Here is a 17,850-nt window from a genome sequence, read left to right as displayed (position 1 = left end):
ACTTTTTCATGGCTCGAGCGGCTTTGCTGAATGAGCGGCTGGATAGGGCGTTTTCAGCAGGATGAAGAGGCCGCTCACCAGGAAGATGATCAGACTTGCCATGCCGATGCGCGCCGAACCCGTCCAGTAGGTCAGAAGGGAGAACGAGAGGGTCGCCATGAAGCTCGTGGCTCTGCCGGACAGCGCATAGATGCCGAAATAGCGGCCTGCCTCCACCGGGCTGACGCTGCGCGCCAGATAGGAGCGTGATGAGGCCTGAACCGGGCCGAAGGCGATGCCGATCAACAAGCCATAGAGAATATAGGCCTTTTCCGCCGGCGTTGAAAACAGACCCTCGGTGCTTCCGACCGGCAGGTTGATCAGTCCGAACAGCGTGAAATCCGGACCTGTCGAGATCATGCCGAACGTCGCGGTCAGAAGCAGCAGCAGGGAAAGCACCACGACGAACTTCGACCCGAGCCACCGGTCGAGCGAGCTCGCCGCTATGCAGCCGAAGATGGCGATGACGTTGAGGATGATCCCGTAGATACCGATTTCCATCGTATGCCAGCCAAACATTGCAGCGGCGAAGATACCGCCGAGTGTCAGCAGGCCGTTAACGCCGTCCTGGTAGATCATACGGCTGATGAGGAAACGGGATATGCCCGGCTTTGCCTTCAGCTCCCTGAGCGTGTTGCCGAGTTCTGTGAGGCCGGAGCGCACCGCCGCGTCGAGCGGCTTGCCGCGCCTGGCATCCGGCGTAAAGAGGAACATCGGCAGGATGAAGATCAAGTACCACAGCGCCGAGATTGGCCCGGTGATGCGCGCATCCTCGCCTGTCGCCGGATCAAGCCCGAAGAGCGGTGTTGCACCGAGGATGGTCTTGCCGGTTTCCGGGCTTGCCGCGATGAAGAGCACGACGCTGATCAGCACGATCATGCCGCCGAGGTAACCCATGCCCCAAGCGACGTTCGATACGCGGCCAACATCCTTCTGACCGATAAGCCGGGTCATCATCGAATCGTTGAACACGATCGAGAATTCTGCGGATGTTGTGGCCAGCACCATCAACAGGACGACGAAAGCCACCGAGGAGCCAGGTGCGGCCGTCCACAAGAGGCTAAGGGCAGCGATCTTGATCGTCGCGAAAAAGGCGATCCACGGCTTTCGCGAGCCGGATGCGTCGGCAACTGAACCCAGGATCGGCGACAGCACGGCGATGATGATCGAGGAGATCGTCGCCATGTTGCTCCAGGTCGCCTGTGCGGAGATCGGATCGCTTGTCAGCCGGGAGACGAAATAGGGACCGAAGATGAAGGTCGTGATGACTGTGAAGAACGGCTGGGCTGCCCAGTCGAACAGCATCCAGCCCACGACACCGCGATTGTACACCCCGTCACCGTGGCTGACATCCGCAGCCTCCGCCATTTTCGTCACATGAAAGCCCTTCCCCGATCATACGAGGTGGAGACTGTCATCTTGTCCCGTCGTTCGCAAGATCGCTGAGAAGGCCGGCGGCCACGGTGATCTTTGCCAGGTTTGTTTCTTCGGCCTCGCTCAATCCCGCAAGCTCGGCCCCCAGCCGCTCGACCCTCTGGTGGGCGGCTGCAAGCCAGGCGCGGACCGGCTGTTTTTCGGCGCCATGATGGGCAAAAGCGGAGACGACCATGTTGCGCCGCGCCGCGGCGATCTGGTCGAGGCTGCGGCCAAGGGCAAGGCTTTCATAGTGGTCGCTGCTGACGATGCGGTTGCCTGCCACGAGAATCCGATCGACGCGAAACACGTCGGAGACGGTGAAATAGCCCTCGATCACCCGCGCCAGCGGTGCCCCGGTGCGGCCAGCGATCTGCATCACCTCCGGCACGAGTTGCAGCGTCAGCATGGCGACCACCTCCTCGGCCAGATCAGCGGGGGCACCCGCTTGCACCAGTTCCGCGACTTCACGCTGGAGCATGACGCGCAGGTTGTCAGGAAGGGCTGACCCGAAGGCCTGCCTTGCGGCCTTGACCGCGCTCTTCAGCCGCGCCAGCGCCTCTGAAAGGTTGCCGCCAGCCGTGCCTGTCTCGACCAGAAGGCGGGTGACGCCGGCATAGACGCGACCCACCATCGCGTACAGACTGTTTTGTGTCTCGCCTGGGATCTGCGCGTCGAGGGCATCGATCTTGTCCCAGATCGCCGGAAGCTGAAGGCCGTCCCGCGTGATGAGGGCAGCCTTGACGATTTCCGGCGGTAGCGCCCCGGTGGCATCGCCGATCGCGGTGATGAAGCCTGGGCCGCCACGATTGATCACATGGTTTGCCAGTACCGTCGCGATGATCTCGCGATGCAGACGATGCGCGGCAATGTCCGAAGCGAAAGTCTTCCTCATTCGGGCGGGGAAATAGTTGGTCAGTGCGCTTTCGCAATAGGGATCGTCCGGCAGATCTGATGCCACCAGCTGATCGAACAGCACGATCTTGGCATAGGAAAGCAGAATGCCGATCTCCGGCCGTGTTAATGGCTTGCCGGAGGCGTAGCGCTCGGCGAACGCCGCGTCGCCTGGCAGGACCTCCACCTTGCGGTTCAATCGGCCGAGCGATTCGAGGTAGTTCATCAGACGGCCGAGTTCCTCGCGATTGACGGCGCCCTTTCGCTCCGTCAGCGAGATCGCCAGCGTCTGCAGGTAATTGTTGCGCAGGACCAGCGCCGCCACCTCGTCAGTCATTTCGGCCAGCAGCTTGTCACGCTTGTCGCGGGTCAACCGCTTGTCGGCAAGCGCCGGCGACAGGGCGATCTTGATATTGACCTCGACGTCGGAGGAATTGACGCCGGCCGAATTGTCGATCGCATCGGAATTCAGCTGCCCGCCGGCCAATGCAAAGGCGATGCGCCCCTTCTGGGTGACGCCCAGATTGGCACCTTCACCGATCACCTTGGCGCGGACCTCTCCGCCCGTTATGCGGATCGCGTCGTTGGCGCGGTCACCGACCTCGGCGTCGGTTTCTTCGGTGGCTTTGATATAGGTGCCGATGCCGCCGAACCACAAAAGGTCCACCTGGGCCTTAAGGATCGCATTAATGATGTCGAACGGTGTCGCCACCGTCTTGTCGAGGCCGATGGCGGTGGCGGCTTGCGGTGTCAGCGTGATTGACTTCTCCGCGCGGGAAATGATCATGCCGCCCGTCGACAGCAGCGCCTTGTCGTAATCCTGCCAGCTTGAGCGCGGCAGGGCGAACATGCGCTTGCGCTCGGCGAAGGAGACGGCCGTGTCGGGATCCGGATCGATAAAAATGTCTCGATGGTCGAAGGCGGCGATCAGGCGAATCTTTTCCGACAGCAACATGCCGTTGCCGAAAACGTCGCCTGACATGTCGCCGACCCCGGCAACGGAAAACGGTGTGGTCTGGATGTCGATGTTCATCTCGCGGAAATGGCGCTTGACCGCTTCCCAGGCGCCGCGTGCGGTGATGCCCATCTTCTTGTGGTCGTAACCGGCCGAACCGCCGGAGGCGAAGGCATCGTCGAGCCAGAAACCGGCGGCCTGTGCCAAGCCGTTTGCCGTGTCGGAGAAGGTCGCCGTGCCCTTGTCGGCGGCTACGACGAAATAGGGGTCGTCGTCATCCAGCCGGATCGTGTCGACCGGCGGCACGATCTTGCCGCCCTCGATGTTGTCGGTGATCGACAGCATGGTTGTGATGTAGGTCTTGTAGGCTTCCGTGCCGGCTGCGATCCAGGCATCGCGGCTGCCGCCGACCGGCAGTTGCTTGGGGAAGAACCCGCCCTTGGCGCCGACCGGAACGATGACCGCGTTCTTTACTTGCTGTGCCTTGACGAGACCGAGCACTTCGGTGCGGTAGTCCTGGGCGCGATCCGACCAACGCAGACCGCCGCGTGCCACCTTGCCAAAGCGCAGGTGGACGCCTTCCACTTCCACGCCATAGACGAAGATCTCACGGAAGGGGCGCGGCTCCGGCAGGCCTTCGAGGCGATGCGGATCAAACTTGAAGGCCAGCATGGGGCGCTGCCCGGTGGCATAGGTCTGCTGGAAGTAATTGGTGCGCAGTGTTGCATCGACGGAATTGATATAACGTCGCAGGATCCGGTCCTCATCAAGGCTCGGAACCGAGGACAGTGCCATTTCGAGCTCTGCGCGGGCATCAGCCAGCTTGCGCTGGCGTGCCTTGTCGGAAAGCTTCGGATCGAAGGTCCGCTCGAACAGGGCGAGGATGGTCGCCGCGATAGCGGGATATTTGTAGAGCGTATCGGCGATGTGGCGCGGCGAGTAGACGAAACCACACTGGCGCAGATGGGCGGCATAGGCGCGCAGCACGGTTGCCTGGCGCGCCGTGACGCCGGCGGTCAAGACCAGCCGGTTGAAGGCGTCGTTGTCCAGTGTACCGGTGAAGGCCAGCACGAAGGCTTCTTCAAGCGTTCGACTTTGGGTCGCGACATCGAACGTGCCGCCGCCCTGAACCTGCAGTTCCATGTCGTGTAGCACGACGAGGCCTTCCTGGTCGGTCTCCTCGTTGATGCCGATGTCGAAGGTACGCTCGCTGATGACGTTGAAGCCGAGGTTTTCGAGAAGCGGCACGCGGCGCGAGAGCGGCAGATGCGCGCCAGTATGGAAGATCTTCAGATAAAGAAGCGGCCCCTCCTCACCCTCGACTTCGTGGAAAGCGATCGAGATAGGGGCTCCGTCTCGGCAAGACTGAATATGGCGCAGGTCCTTGACCGCGTCTTCCGCGCTGAAGGCTTCCTGGTAGGCCTGGGTGACGGAAAGGCGCGGCGCTTCGGCACCGGCAAGCGTGGCGAAGCGGTCATCCCAGCGCGCCGTGATCTCCCGCACGGCCTCTTCGAGCTTGCCTTGTGCGATGCGCGGCGTCTTGCCCTCTGACCGGCCGATGATGATGTGGACGCGTGCGACGCCGCCTTCAGGGAAAGCCGGGTAATAGGCCGAGACATGGCCGTTATAGACCGTCCTGAAATAATGGCCGATCTTTTCACGGACGATGGAGTTGTAGTCCTCGCGCGGGACGTAGACGATCAGCGACACGAAACGGTCGAACTGGTCGATGCGGGGCAGCACCCGTACGCGCGGGCGCTCGGCAAGATCGTTGATCTGCTCGCAGAACTTCGCCAGCAAGTCCGTGTCGATCTGAAACAGGTCGTCGCGTGGATAGGATTCCAGCGTGTTTTCCAGGATTCGGCCGGAATGGCTCTGTGGATCGAAATCGAAATGGCTGATCACCTTGTCGACTTTGGCTCGCAAAAGCGGGATTTGGTTGACTGAGCGCGTATAGGCGGTGGCGGTGAAAAGGCCGACGATACGCAGCTCGCCGACCACCTTTCCATCCGCTCCGAACCGCTTGACGCCGACATAGTCCATATAGGCGCGACGGTGGACGACCGATTTCACATTGGCCTTGGTGACAATCAGGAAGTCCGGCCCTTGCAGGAACGCGAGGATTTCCGGCGTCGTGGTGACGGCGTTCTTGCCCTGGCGCAGCACCAGAACGTCTGGATCGGACAGGATGCCGAGGCCCTGGCCGAGGCTGCGTTCCACCTTGGCGTCCGCGCCTTCGCCGGAATAGATGTATTCGCGCATGCCGAGGAAGGTGAAATTATCCTTGCGCAGCCAGTCGAGGAAGGCGAGCGCCTCATCGCGATCCGCCTTCCGGCGTCCGGCGACGGTAGTGGACAATTCCTGAATTGCCGAGTCGAGCAGGGACAGCATCGGCTTCCAGTCCGTGTAGGCCAATTTCACCTTGGCCAGCACATTTGCAAGGTTCTCCTGAAGCGCCTTGGATTGCTCGGCGCTGAGCGGCGCGAGATGGATCTGCATGTAGCTGACCCGGGCGGTACTCTCGACCTCAAGTTCGGGCGCACACAGGGCAATTTCCCCGCCGGGCGCAAGCACCAGGATCGGATGGATGGCCATTGAGATCTCGCGATGGACGCTGGTCACCTCGCTCATGACGGAATCATAAAGAAATGCCTTGTTGCGATCGACGATCGACAGAATGCTGACGGGTGTTCCCCCCGGTGCTACCTCGGGTACAGTCTTGATTGCGATACGCGGCGTCTCGCCGTTCCAGGCGGCGATGTCAGTCGCCGCGTGAACTGCCGAAAGGGCAAGCATTTCCGGCGTGTAAAGGTCGAGATCGTCATTGGCGGCGCGGCTGAACAGGGTCCCCGGGTCGATGAAAGGCTCGCCGTTCGCGATTGCGATGCGCCGAGCGCTTTCAAACTGCTGTTCTCGCCGTGGCTTCCTGCTCGCGACCATTGTTCACTCCCTCCAATGTCATTCGCATGTTGCACGGTTGTACAATGGAATGTCTTGCCAAGACATGTATGTCTTTTCGGATCCCATTAAAATTTGAGGTGATCCGATAGGCGATAACTTGGATGTGGAGATTGACAGTTGCCGACCATATGCCTGATCAACAAGGGTACAAACATGGATCTTAGGTCATGACAGAACAGGCACCGGGCGCGGTCATCGTCATTTCGAGTCACGTCGTGCGCGGATCAGTCGGCAATAGGGCCGCCGTCTTCGCGCTCGAAAGTCTGGGTTTTCCGGTCTGGGCGCTACCGACGCTGGTGCTGCCTTGGCACCCGGGGCACGGTCCATCGACCCGGCTCACCTTCAACGAAAGCGACTTCGATCATGTGGTCGACGATCTTATTCGGGCGCCATGGCTCGGCGAGGTCAAGGCCGTTCTGACCGGCTATTTCGGCAATGCCGCCCAACCGCGCGCCGTCGCGCGCCTGGTCCGGGCTTTGCGCGCCCGCGATCCTGAGCTGCTCTACGTGTGCGATCCGGTGATGGGCGATGTCGGTGGCCTCTATCTTCGCGAAGAGACCGCGGTGGCGATTCGCGACGAGCTGATCCCGCTCGCTTCCGTCGCCACCCCGAATCGCTACGAGCTGGAGTGGCTTGTCGGCGGCAAATTGTCGACCAATGCCGAGATTATGGAAGCGGCTCTGTCACTCGGGCCAGCACGCATGCTGGTCACCTCGGCTGTGCCGATGATGGCGGGTAGCACCGGCAATCTTTATCTCAGCGGCAAACATGCCCTGCTCGCCGAACACAGATTGATCGACGATGCTCCCAACGGCCTTGGCGATCTAACATCGGCGCTGCTTCTGGCCCGTTTGCTGGCTGGGGTGCCGGAGGAACGGGCCGTGCAACTGACGACGGCGAGTGTCTTCGAGATCCTGGCTCGCACCGCCAAACGCGGTGGCGATGAACTCACGCTGGAAAGTGATGTTTCCAGTCTTGCCACCCCCATGGCGCTGGTACAGATGCGTCACTTGATGCATCCCGCTCGCCGGCCGAAACGGAGCTGAGCGCAAACCGCATTGCCGCATTGCGTTTGAAGCCCGCACCACACTGTTGCCATCTCGCCCGGCGCAGGCTAATCGAGAAGCATGAAGAGCTTCCCGACCACCCTACTCAACGGTTATCGCAACTTCATGAGCGGTCGCTATGTCGCCGAACGAGAACGCTATCGCGTGCTCGCGGATCAAGGGCAGAAGCCGCATACGCTGGTCATCGCCTGCTGCGACAGCCGCGCGGCGCCGGAGACGATCTTCGATGCGGGGCCAGGCGAACTGTTCGTCGTTCGTAATGTCGCGAACATGGTGCCGCCCTACGAACCCGACGGCCAATACCATTCGACCTCCGCTGCCCTCGAGTTCGCCGTTCAGGCACTGCGCGTCAAGGACATCATCGTCATGGGGCATGGTCGTTGCGGTGGCATCGGTGCTGCGCTCGATCCCAATGCGGAGCCGCTGTCGCCCGGGGATTTCATCGGAAAATGGATGGGGCTGGTCAGAACCGCTGCTGAACAGATCCAGGGCAATTCGGTGATGACGACAACTGAGCGTCAGACGGCGCTGGAGCGCATCTCGATTCGCAATTCCATTGCCAATCTGCGGACTTTCCCTTGCGTCAAAATCCTTGAGGAACGTGGCAAAATACAGATCCACGGCGCTTGGTTCGACATCGCCAACGGCGAATTGTGGGTGATGGATCCCCAAAGCAAGGATTTCGTCCGTCTCGAAGCGTGACCGGAGATTGGCCGAAACCGGTGTGGCGCCTGACAGCGAAGTTGACGCGCTGATGGCCAAACAACGACGTGCGAGGCGGAAGGCCTGAGCGGCCTTCCCTGGCTCTGTCGGAAATGTCTTATTCCCCGTCGATGCGTGCGCCGATATAGGCGATCGCTTTCTGATACACGGTTGCTGCGTTCCACTGCTGGAGAGCCCCGTAATTGGCTTGGCCAGGCTGATAGCCGGCGCCAGCACGCCAGCCGTTGCCGCGCAGGAAGTTGGCGGTCGAGGCGAGCGCATCGGCGCGCGAGCGGACGAGGTCGATCCTGCCATCCCCGTCGCCGTCCACGCCGAACCTTGCGACATTGCGTGGCAGGAACTGTGTCTGGCCGACTTCGCCATGGGCCGCTCCGCGAGCCGTTATCGCCAGCGTGCCGTTGCCGGCGAGTTGTAGCGCCGCATAAAACTGGTCGGTGAAATAATCCGAGCGGCGGCAGTCATAGGCGAGTGTCGCCACTGCCGAGAGAGTGTGCTCATTGCCCATGTAGGAACCGAAGCCGGTCTCCATGCCCCAGATTGCGATGAGCGGCCCGGCCGGCACGCCATAACGCTGCTCGATCCTGGCGAACAATGCGGCATTACCCTTTTTCATGCTCTTGCCGCGCGAAATGATCGTGGTGCCTCCGCGCTTTTGCATGAACTGGTCAAAGGAAAGCTTGAAGCTCTTCTGGCCGCGATCGGCGCGGATCGTCGCATTGTTATAGGAAACGTTGGCCATGACTTTGTCGAGCAGCCTTGGGTTAATGCCGCGGGCTGCCGCCTCCGCCTTGAATTCCTGTTTCCAGGCATCGAAACCGGCGGATGTCTTGCCGCATTGCGCCGCCTGAGCAGCACCCGTTGCGGTCGAGACCATGGTCGCCGTGAGAAAGGCCGCCGACAGGAACTTGGACAGTCGCATTTATTGCCTCTTATCTTTGCGCTTTGATTTGGTCGCAACATGCCAGCGGACGCTGATTCTGTCACGCTTGCTTCAAGTGTTTCGGCGCTTGTTTCGCGTTCTCGCCGATCACGATATGATGAAATTCGGCAGGCCCCCGGCGTCACTGATGCCGGGGGCCTGCGAAGGACGGATCAGGCGACCTTCTTGGGCTTGATCAGACCGCGATTGACCAGCAGCTCGGCTATCTGGATGGCGTTGAGAGCCGCGCCCTTGCGCAGGTTGTCGGAGACGATCCACAGGTTGAGGCCGTTTTCGACCGTTGCGTCCTCGCGGATACGCGAGATGAAGGTGGCATCCTCGCCGGCGCATTCGACCGGGGTGATGTAGCCGCCGTTTTCGTGCTTGTCGATCACCAGGCAACCCGGTGCTTCACGCAGGATGTCACGGGCCTGGTCGGCGCTGATTTCATTCTCGAATTCGATATTGACCGATTCCGAATGGCCGATGAAGACCGGCACGCGAACCGCGGTGCAGGTCACCTTGATCTTCGGGTCGAGCATCTTCTTGGTTTCGGCCAAGACCTTCCACTCTTCCTTCGTGTAGCCGTCTTCCATGAAGACGTCGATGTGGGGGATGACGTTGAAGGCGATGCGCTTGGTGAACTTCTTGGCCTCGATCGGGTCGGCGACGAAGACGGCGCGGGTCTGCGAGAACAGTTCGTCCATGCCTTCCTTGCCGGCGCCGGAAACGGACTGGTAGGTCGACACCACGATACGCTTGATCTTGGCGGCATCATGCAGCGGCTTCAGCGCGACGACGAGCTGGGCGGTCGAGCAGTTCGGGTTGGCAATGATATTGCGCTTCTTGAAGTCGACGATGGCGTCCGGGTTCACTTCCGGAACGATCAGCGGAACGTCGGCGTCGTAGCGCCAGGCGGACGAGTTGTCGATGACGACACAACCCTTGGCGCCGATCTTCGGTGACCACTTCTGCGAAATGGTGCCACCGGCCGACATCAGGCAGATGTCAGTGTCGGAGAAATCATAGTTCTCGAGATTCTGGACCTTGAGCACCTTGTCGCCGAAGGAAACTTCCGTGCCCTGGGAGCGGGCCGAAGCCAGTGCGACCACCTCGTCGGCCGGAAAACCGCGCTCGGCGAGGATGTTGAGCATTTCGCGCCCGACGTTGCCGGTGGCGCCTACGATTGCGATCTTGAAACCCATTAAATTGCTCTCTTTCTGTCTCTCCTCGGGCTGTGAGGGGGGAGCCGCGCTTCGAGCGCGTCTTCCTTGTCCCCGGCCGTGCCGGGGAGAGAGCGGTGGCCAGAGACGTCAGACGGTTTTCGTCGTCGTTTTGGCCGTGGTCGTGAATGAAAGGGAGTAACGCAAGGCGTTCCCGGCGCTGTGCACCAGGCTCGATCTGTCTGCGATGTGCGAGCAGAAAGAATGCATGAGTGAATCCCTATTCCGGCCGAGCTATTAAAAGGTTTTCGCCGAGAGTCAAGCAAAAGCCGGCCCTCGCCGGTTCGTCCGCTCGTTGGTTCGGCGGGTTGTGCGTCAAGGTGCCGGGCCTTTCCCGTCAGCGGTTCGCATGCGAGTTGGTGGACCCTCAGTTGAAATGGCGATACGCCTGTGAAAAATAGTAGTTGTCGTATCCTCAGCCTTCCGGTGAATCCATGACAATAACGCTTCGAAATGCCTGCTTGGCGGACATCGCCGCCATCGCGCGCATCTATGCCGACGCGGTTGCGACAGGGACGGCAAGCTATGAGCTCGTCGCGCCGGATGAAAGCGAAATGCAGAAGCGCTTCGAGGCGATCACGGGGCAGGGCTATCCCTATATCGTGGCGGTCGACCCATCGAACCAGATCTTGGGTTACGCCTATGCCTCGGCCTTTCGCACCCGTCCGGCCTATCGCTGGCTCGTCGAGGATTCGATCTATCTCGCGCCTGAAGCGCGCGGCAGGGGGATCGGCAGGACCTTGCTCGAGGAGCTGGTCCGGCGCGCGACCGATCTCGGATTCCGGCAAATGGTGGCCGTTATCGGCGGGGCGAGCCTTGCCTCGATCGCCGTGCACCGGGCCCTGGGTTTCCGTATGGCGGGAACGCTGAACGGTACCGGCTTCAAACTTGGCCAATGGCTCGACACCGTATTCATGCAAACCGCACTCGGCGAAGGCGATACGTCCGACCCGGATCCGTATAGCTATCCGGGTACTCTCTTTGCCGGCTAAACGTTTCAGCCGTTATTCGACCAGCTTCAGCGTACGATCGAACACCTTCAGCACCTGTTTCAGTTCGTGTCCGCGCTTGAGAACACGGCCATCAGCGCCGATCACCGCGAAGGCGCCCTGTCTGGCTGCCAGTTTCGGGTTCTTTTCGATACGGTAGAGCGGATATTCGCCCGAGCGCTTGAACACCGAGAACACAGCCTTGTCCTTGAGGTGATCGATGGCATAGTCGCGCCAAAGCCCTTCCCCCACCATGCGCCCGTAGATCCACAATATGGCGTCCAGCTCGCGGCGATGGAATGTAATGGGCAGTGGGTCGCGGGTCTGGCGGTATTCGCGCATGTCGACGACCGATGCGCCGTTGTGATCGTGACTGCCGCTATTGTCGGAACCTATATCCGGCTGATCGCTCATCTATGATTCACCACTTCACCTTCGTGACGGATGGATGACAGTCTGCCTCAAGAGGCCCAAATTGCAAGCCTCGGTGACCCGTTCGGGCGATAAACGGTGTCACCTGTGCTGAGCCCACGATGGAGACAGCGCCGAAAACAGTGGCTGGAAAGGTGTGGGGTTCGGCAGTAGCGGGTGATGCTTGGTGCTTTCTTGTCAGCTGCGCCGACGGCTTTCAAACTCGCCGATTACCAGGTCGCGCATGCGGACGGCGATCGGGCTCATTCTCTTTCCGGCCAGGCTGATCAGATGGTAGGGGGCGACCGAGATCGGCTGGCGTATGTCAAGCTGGGTCAGGCCGGAACCCGTGGTTTGGCGGCATAGCAGGTCGGAAACCTCGCGTGAGAAAGGTGCGATCGCATTCGAGGCGGCCAGCATGGCGATCATCACCAGCAGAGAGGTGGTATTGACGATGTTGGAAGGGATCGGCGCCCCTTCGGCAATGAACACCTGCTCCAGCGCCTGGCGCACCGGTGCGCCAGGCGCCTGCATAACCCAGGGGAAGTGGACCAGGTCGGCCATGGTCAGCCGTTCGGCATTGGCCAGCGGGTGGCTCTGGTGCACAAGAATGTCCACAGTCTCCTCCAGCATGCCGGAAATGGTGAACTGACGCGCGTCGATCCCGGTCGGAATCCGGCCGAGCACGAAGTCGAGCTGGCCGGCCAGAAGCTCGGCGATCAATGTGTCGCTTGGCGCGACATCGACATGAATGTCGGCGGTTTCGGCCTCGATCTTCAGTGCCTTGATTGCTGGCACGACATAACCGACAGCCCCACCGGTGACAGCACCGACGCGCACACTGCCTGTCAGCCCGCGCCGGATCGCCTCCACCTCGCGTGTCGCTTCGCGGATCTCCTCTAGTAGGTTTTCCGCCCGTCGCGCCAGAGCACGGCCGATTGCTGTGGGCTCCATGCCCTTCGGTGTGCGCACGAAGACGGCTGCGCCGACGTGACGCTCGATGTCGGCCAGCATTCGGGAGGCGGCCGGCTGTGTCATCGCCAGCGCATTGGCCGCAAGACTGAGTTGATGATATTCAACCACCGCACGAATGAGGCTAAAATGCTTGGGCAGAAGGCGGCTGGCGAGGATCTCTGACATTTTCTGCATATCGAACATGGTATGCAGAAAGTCAAATTATTCATTTGATCGGTATATTCCCGGCGCTAAGACTCGCCTCGGATCAGGCGAGGCCTATGCCGTCGCCGGTTCTTGCACTGTACGGTTGCCAGACGGAGCTGGAGCCGGACGATCAGCCAGGGAGGACTTCCGTGAAGAAAATCACCACTCTAATTGCGTCCGTCGCGCTGGGCATTTCGGTGTTCGCGTCGCAGGCTATTGCTGAAACCAAGGGCGTTGCCGGCATCTCGATGCCGACCAAGACGTCGACGCGCTGGATCTCGGACGGCGAGACCATGGAAAAGCTGTTCAAGGACGCTGGCTATGAGCCGGACCTGCAGTTCGCCGATGACGATATCCCGAACCAGCTTGCCCAGATCGAGAACATGGTGACCAAGGGCGCCAAGGTGCTCGTAATCGGCGCCATCGACGGCACGACGCTGTCGGATATTTTGCAGAAGGCGGCCGATGCCGGCGTCAAGGTCATCGCCTATGACCGCCTGATCCGCGACAGCGGCAATGTCGACTATTATGCCACCTTCGACAACTTCCAGGTCGGCGTGCTTCAGGCCACCAGCCTGGTCGACGGTCTCAAGGCCAAGTTTGGCGACACCAAGCCGTGGAACGTCGAACTGTTCGGCGGTTCTCCGGACGACAATAACGCCTTCTTCTTCTATGATGGCGCAATGTCGGTTCTGCAGCCGATGATCGACAGCGGCGAAATCGTCGTAAAGTCTGGACAGGAAGGCATGGAACAGGTCGGCACGCTGCGTTGGGACGGCACTGTCGCCCAGGCGCGCATGGAAAACCTTCTGTCCTCGACCTACACCGATGCCAAGGTCAACGGCGTACTGTCGCCCTATGATGGCCTGTCGATCGGCATCCTGTCGGCTCTGAAGGGCGTTGGCTATGGTTCGGGCGATATGGTGATGCCGGTCGTCACCGGTCAGGACGCCGAGCTTCCCTCGGTCAAGTCGATTCTCGCCGACGAGCAGTATTCGACCGTGTTCAAGGACACCCGTGAGCTGGCCAAAGTCGCCGTTTCGATGGTCGAAGCCGTCATGAACGGCAAGGAGCCGGAAGTGAACGACACCAAGACCTACAACAATGGTGTCAAGGTCGTTCCGTCCTACCTGCTGAAGCCGGTTGCCGTGGACAAGGCCAACATCAAGGACGTCATGGTCTCCTCCGGCTATTACACTGCCGAGCAGATCGACAACTGATCCTCTGATCGACATGGGTCCGCGATCTGTCGCGGACCCTCTTCCCGTAGCATTTAGGGAGCTTGCGCCCGCCGGCTTGACGGAAGTCGCCGTGCCGCGCCGGAATTCTGCACATGGACAATATTATTCTCGAGATGCGCGGCATCACCAAGACTTTTCCGGGTGTCAAAGCCCTGGACGATGTCTCCTTCAAGGTGCGCGAAGGCGAGATTCACGCATTGGTCGGCGAAAACGGTGCCGGCAAATCGACCCTGATGAAGGTGCTTTCCGGCGTCTATCCTGCCGGTACCTACGATGGCGAGATTCATTTCGACGGGAAGGTCCGCCGCTTTTCGACCATTTCCGACAGCGAGGAGCTCGGCATTATCATCATTCATCAGGAGCTGGCGCTGGTGCCGCTTCTGTCGATCGCCGAGAACATCTTTCTCGGAAACGAGATTGCCAGCAATGGTGTGATCAACTGGCCGGCGACTTTTGCCCGCACTCAGGAGTTGCTCGCCAAGGTGGGCCTCAAGGATTCGCCCTCGACGCTCATCACCGACATCGGGGTGGGCAAGCAGCAGCTGGTGGAGATCGCCAAGGCGTTGTCGAAGAAGGTCCGCCTTCTCATCCTCGACGAGCCGACCGCCTCGCTCAACGAAACGGATTCCGACGCGCTGCTCACGCTGCTGATGGAATTCCGCAAGCAGGGCATGACCTCGATCATCATTTCCCACAAGCTCAATGAGATCCGCAAGGTGGCCGACCAGATCACCATTCTGCGCGACGGCGGCACGGTTGAGACGCTCGACTGTCACACCCAGGAGATCGGCGAGGACCGCATCATCAGCGGCATGGTCGGGCGCGCTATGGAGGATCGCTATCCGCCGCGCGAGCCGAAGATCGGCGAGACCCTGCTGGAGGTAAGGAACTGGAACGTCTTCCACCAGAACCATCGTGACCGACAGTTCCTGCATGATGTGAATTTCACCGTCCGCTCTGGTGAGGTCGTCGGCATCGCCGGCCTGATGGGCGCGGGGCGGACAGAAACCGCGATGAGCCTGTTCGGCAAATCCTGGGGGCACAAGATCATCGGTCAGGTCCTCATGCACGGCAAGCCGGTCGATGTCAGCACGATCCCGAAGGCGATCGGCGCCGGTCTCGCCTATGTGACCGAGGATCGCAAGCATCTCGGCCTGGTGCTGAACAACAACATCATGCACAACACAACGCTGGCCAATCTCGAAGGCGTGTCGCAGCATGGCTTCATCGACGAGCGCTTGGAAGCGAAGGTTGCTTCCGAATACCGCTCCAAGCTTCGGATCCGCTCGCACTCGATCTACCAGGAAACCGTCAACCTCTCCGGCGGCAATCAGCAGAAGGTTGTGCTGTCCAAATGGCTGTTCACCGATCCGGAAGTGCTTATCCTCGACGAGCCGACACGCGGCATCGACGTCGGGGCGAAATTCGAAATCTATACCATCATCAACCAGCTTGCCGCAGAAGGTAAGGGCATTCTGATGATCTCGTCGGAAATGCCCGAACTGCTTGGAACCTGTGACCGGATCTACGTGATGAACGAAGGCCGGATCGTCGCCGAGCTCCCGAAGGGAGAGGCGAGCCAGGAGTCCATCATGCGTGCCATCATGCGCTCGGGGGAGAAATACTAATGGCAATCGATACCCGCACAGAAACCCCGAATGTTTCCGTCAGCGACTATCTGCGCAAGAATATCCGCGAATACGGGCTTCTGCTCGCGCTCGTCGTCATCATGCTGCTGTTCCAGTTCCTGACCGGCGGCGTTCTGTTCAAGCCGGTCAACATCACCAATCTGGTGCTGCAGAACTCGTTCATCATTATTATGGCGCTCGGCATGCTGCTGATCATCGTCGCCGGTCATATCGACCTCTCGGTCGGTTCGATCGTCGCCTTTACCGGCGGCATATCGGCGATCATGCTGGTCAAATGGGGTTGGCATTTCTCGATCGTCGTGCCGCTTTGCCTGATGATGGGGGCCGCCATGGGCGCCGCCCAGGGCTATTGGGTCGCCTATCAGAAAATCCCGTCCTTCATCGTCACGCTCGCCGGCATGCTGGTCTTCCGCGGACTCACCTATGTCGTGCTGCAGGGCCGGCCGATCGGTCCGTTCCCGAAGGAATTCCAGCTTCTGTCGACCGGCTTCATTCCGGATTTCCTGTCCTTCACCGATCCGGCAACAAGCGTCGTCAAGAACTATGTGGCGCTCGTCGCCGTCCTCGCGCTGGTCGGCTGGGCGATCTACTCGGGCCTTAAGAACCGCCGGCTCAACGAGCTGCATGGGACCCCGAACGAGCCCTTCGTCTTCTTCGCCGGGCAGATGGCGGTGATCAGCGTGGTCGCGATCTTCCTCGGTTTCCAGCTCTCAACCTATCGCGGCCTGCCCAATGTGCTCGTCATCATGGGCGTCCTGATCGCCTTCTACACTTTCATCACGACACGCTCGACGCTCGGCCGGCGCATTTACGCCATGGGCGGCAATGAGAAGGCGGCCAAGCTCTCCGGCATCAACACCGAGCGGCTCACCTTCTATACATTCGTCAACATGGGTGTGCTTGCCGCGCTTGCCGGCATGATCATCGCCGCCCGCCTCAACTCGGCCACGCCGAAGGCTGGTGTCGGCTTCGAGCTTGATGTTATCGCGGCTTGCTTTATCGGTGGTGCCTCGGCGTCCGGCGGCGTCGGTCGCATCATCGGTGCGGTCATCGGCGCCTTCATCATGGGCGTGATGAACAACGGCATGTCGATCATGGGTATCGGCATCGACTACCAGCAGTTGATCAAGGGACTGGTCCTGCTCGCGGCCGTTTTCTTCGACGTCTACAACAAGAACAAAGCAGTCTGAGGTTAAGAGAAATGCATCTCTCGCAATTGAAGGATGGCGGTGTGATCTGCCGCCAGGGGGAAACCGCGCGCCTGGTTCCAGGCTTCGCCTCCACCTATGATCTGGCCAAGTCGTCCATCGAGGCCGGCATGTCCATCGCCGCATGCATTGCCGGGCGCGGTGAAGGTGAAATGGTCGACCTGGGCCAGCTTGCCGCAACCGGCAAGCTCGATTGCCCCGTTCGCCATCCTGATGCGGCGCACATGTTCCTGACCGGTACGGGGCTCACCCATACCGGTTCTGCCTCGGCTCGCGACAGCATGCATGCCTATACCGCCGGCATGAGCGATTCGATGAAGATGTTCCGCATGGGCCTTGAGGGCGGTAAGCCCAATGCCGGCGAGACGGGCGTCCAGCCGGAATGGTTTTACAAGGGAACCGGCGTCAATGCCGTGGCGCCTGGCGAGCCTCTCGTCTCGCCTTCCTTCGCGCTCGACGGTGGCGAAGAGCCGGAAATCGCCGGCTTCTACCTGATCGGCAAGGACGGGACGCCTTTCCGCCTTGGCTTCTCGATCGCCAACGAGTTTTCCGATCACGTCACCGAGAAGATCAACTATCTCTACCTCGCCCATTCCAAACTGCGACCGGCCTCGTTCGGTCCGGAGCTTCTGGTCGGGCCGCTGCCGGCGCATGTCGAGGGCACCTCGCGCATCCTGCGCGGTGGCAAGGTGATCTGGGAAAAACCCTTCCTGTCGGGCGAGGACAATATGTCCCACACGATCGCCAATCTCGAATACCACCATTTCAAGTACGACCTCTTTCGCCAGCCGGGCGACCTGCATGTCCATATGTTCGGCACGGCGACCCTGTCGTTCGCCGATGGCATCCGGGCCGAGGAGGGCGATGTGTTCGAGGTTCAGGCCGGTGCGTTCGGCTTGCCGCTGACCAATCCCCTGGCGCGTGCAGGCGCCGGAAACCCTGACGTAACCATGCTTTGAACATTGGCGCCGCGCGGCGCCAAGTCGCTAGCAAAGAG

At 60.6% G+C, this 17,850-nt stretch carries 13 protein-coding genes; 7 read left to right on the top strand and 6 right to left on the bottom strand.

Annotated features, from left to right (window positions below; all coding sequences use genetic code 11):
- Positions 1–6 precede the first annotated feature (6 nt).
- Both RNA01_RS14165 and RNA01_RS14160 read right to left on the bottom strand, forming a co-directional pair.
- Positions 7–1,407 carry an MFS transporter gene (locus RNA01_RS14165; protein ID WP_235916637.1) on the bottom strand — a complete coding sequence of 467 codons (1,401 nt, stop codon included), beginning with the start codon at positions 1,405–1,407 and terminating at the stop codon, positions 7–9.
- A 46-nt stretch (positions 1,408–1,453) separates the two neighbouring features.
- The gene (locus tag RNA01_RS14160; RefSeq protein WP_147180866.1) at positions 1,454–6,241 is read right to left on the bottom strand and encodes an NAD-glutamate dehydrogenase; all 4,788 of its coding nucleotides are present in this window, start codon (positions 6,239–6,241) and stop codon (positions 1,454–1,456) included.
- A 188-nt stretch (positions 6,242–6,429) separates the two neighbouring features.
- Between RNA01_RS14160 and pdxY the strand changes: the two genes are divergently transcribed.
- Both pdxY and RNA01_RS14150 read left to right on the top strand, forming a co-directional pair.
- Positions 6,430–7,308, top strand: a complete 879-nt coding sequence (gene pdxY / locus RNA01_RS14155) for a pyridoxal kinase PdxY (RefSeq protein WP_147180865.1) — start codon at positions 6,430–6,432, stop codon at positions 7,306–7,308.
- Between the two features lie 81 nt (positions 7,309–7,389).
- Positions 7,390–8,031 (top strand): carbonic anhydrase, encoded by a 642-nt coding sequence (locus RNA01_RS14150; RefSeq protein ID WP_147180864.1) that lies wholly within the window; start codon positions 7,390–7,392, stop codon positions 8,029–8,031.
- A 118-nt stretch (positions 8,032–8,149) separates the two neighbouring features.
- Here RNA01_RS14150 and RNA01_RS14145 read toward each other — a convergent pair whose 3' ends face one another.
- The gene (locus tag RNA01_RS14145) at positions 8,150–8,971 is read right to left on the bottom strand and encodes a lytic murein transglycosylase (RefSeq protein ID WP_147180863.1); all 822 of its coding nucleotides are present in this window, start codon (positions 8,969–8,971) and stop codon (positions 8,150–8,152) included.
- Between the two features lie 173 nt (positions 8,972–9,144).
- Positions 9,145–10,176 (bottom strand): aspartate-semialdehyde dehydrogenase, encoded by a 1,032-nt coding sequence (locus RNA01_RS14140; RefSeq protein ID WP_147180862.1) that lies wholly within the window; start codon positions 10,174–10,176, stop codon positions 9,145–9,147.
- Between the two features lie 452 nt (positions 10,177–10,628).
- On the opposite strand from RNA01_RS14140, the gene RNA01_RS14130 reads away from it, so the two are divergent.
- On the top strand, positions 10,629–11,186 hold the full coding sequence (locus RNA01_RS14130; RefSeq protein ID WP_147180860.1) for a GNAT family N-acetyltransferase: 558 nt from the start codon (positions 10,629–10,631) through the stop codon (positions 11,184–11,186).
- A gap of 12 nt (positions 11,187–11,198) precedes the next feature.
- On the opposite strand, the gene RNA01_RS14125 is transcribed toward RNA01_RS14130, so the two are convergent.
- On the bottom strand, positions 11,199–11,597 hold the full coding sequence (locus RNA01_RS14125) for a DUF2794 domain-containing protein (RefSeq protein ID WP_147180859.1): 399 nt from the start codon (positions 11,595–11,597) through the stop codon (positions 11,199–11,201).
- A gap of 195 nt (positions 11,598–11,792) precedes the next feature.
- Entirely contained in the window at positions 11,793–12,734 is a 942-nt protein-coding gene (locus RNA01_RS14120) for a LysR substrate-binding domain-containing protein (RefSeq protein ID WP_235916632.1), read from the bottom strand.
- Between the two features lie 170 nt (positions 12,735–12,904).
- Here RNA01_RS14120 and chvE point away from each other — a divergent pair, with 170 nt between their 5' ends.
- The 4 genes from chvE to araD1 all read left to right on the top strand — a co-directional run bounded on the left by chvE (position 12,905) and on the right by araD1 (position 17,812).
- The gene (chvE, locus tag RNA01_RS14115; protein WP_147180857.1) at positions 12,905–13,975 is read left to right on the top strand and encodes a multiple monosaccharide ABC transporter substrate-binding protein; all 1,071 of its coding nucleotides are present in this window, start codon (positions 12,905–12,907) and stop codon (positions 13,973–13,975) included.
- Positions 13,976–14,088: 113 nt separating this feature from the next.
- On the top strand, positions 14,089–15,624 hold the full coding sequence (gene mmsA, locus RNA01_RS14110) for a multiple monosaccharide ABC transporter ATP-binding protein (protein WP_147180856.1): 1,536 nt from the start codon (positions 14,089–14,091) through the stop codon (positions 15,622–15,624).
- Positions 15,624–16,835, top strand: coding sequence for a multiple monosaccharide ABC transporter permease (gene mmsB, locus RNA01_RS14105; protein ID WP_147180855.1), 1,212 nt, complete (start codon positions 15,624–15,626; stop codon positions 16,833–16,835). Before mmsA ends, mmsB begins: the two co-directional genes overlap by 1 nt.
- Before the next feature lie 11 nt (positions 16,836–16,846).
- Entirely contained in the window at positions 16,847–17,812 is a 966-nt protein-coding gene (gene araD1 / locus RNA01_RS14100) for an AraD1 family protein (RefSeq protein WP_147180854.1), read from the top strand.
- Positions 17,813–17,850: the final 38 nt, after the last annotated feature.

This window comes from Paenirhizobium naphthalenivorans (genome assembly GCF_007992095.1).
In the GTDB taxonomy this organism is placed as follows: domain Bacteria; phylum Pseudomonadota; class Alphaproteobacteria; order Rhizobiales; family Rhizobiaceae; genus Allorhizobium; species Allorhizobium naphthalenivorans.
This window is presented reverse-complemented; position numbering and strand designations above follow the sequence as displayed.

What these genes read in the sequence shown, in the direction of transcription:
- RNA01_RS14125 (WP_147180859.1), bottom strand. Translation starts at nt 11,597, where the DNA reads ATGAGCGATCAGCCGGATATAGGTTCCGACAATAGCGGCAGTCACGAT.
- RNA01_RS14145 (WP_147180863.1), bottom strand. Translation starts at nt 8,971, where the DNA reads ATGCGACTGTCCAAGTTCCTGTCGGCGGCCTTTCTCACGGCGACCATG.
- RNA01_RS14165 (WP_235916637.1), bottom strand. Translation starts at nt 1,407, where the DNA reads ATGGCGGAGGCTGCGGATGTCAGCCACGGTGACGGGGTGTACAATCGC.
- RNA01_RS14130 (WP_147180860.1), top strand. Translation starts at nt 10,629, where the DNA reads ATGACAATAACGCTTCGAAATGCCTGCTTGGCGGACATCGCCGCCATC.
- RNA01_RS14120 (WP_235916632.1), bottom strand. Translation starts at nt 12,734, where the DNA reads ATGTCAGAGATCCTCGCCAGCCGCCTTCTGCCCAAGCATTTTAGCCTC.
- pdxY (WP_147180865.1), top strand. Translation starts at nt 6,430, where the DNA reads ATGACAGAACAGGCACCGGGCGCGGTCATCGTCATTTCGAGTCACGTC.
- RNA01_RS14150 (WP_147180864.1), top strand. Translation starts at nt 7,390, where the DNA reads ATGAAGAGCTTCCCGACCACCCTACTCAACGGTTATCGCAACTTCATG.
- araD1 (WP_147180854.1), top strand. Translation starts at nt 16,847, where the DNA reads ATGCATCTCTCGCAATTGAAGGATGGCGGTGTGATCTGCCGCCAGGGG.
- RNA01_RS14160 (WP_147180866.1), bottom strand. Translation starts at nt 6,241, where the DNA reads ATGGTCGCGAGCAGGAAGCCACGGCGAGAACAGCAGTTTGAAAGCGCT.
- mmsB (WP_147180855.1), top strand. Translation starts at nt 15,624, where the DNA reads ATGGCAATCGATACCCGCACAGAAACCCCGAATGTTTCCGTCAGCGAC.
- RNA01_RS14140 (WP_147180862.1), bottom strand. Translation starts at nt 10,176, where the DNA reads ATGGGTTTCAAGATCGCAATCGTAGGCGCCACCGGCAACGTCGGGCGC.
- mmsA (WP_147180856.1), top strand. Translation starts at nt 14,089, where the DNA reads ATGGACAATATTATTCTCGAGATGCGCGGCATCACCAAGACTTTTCCG.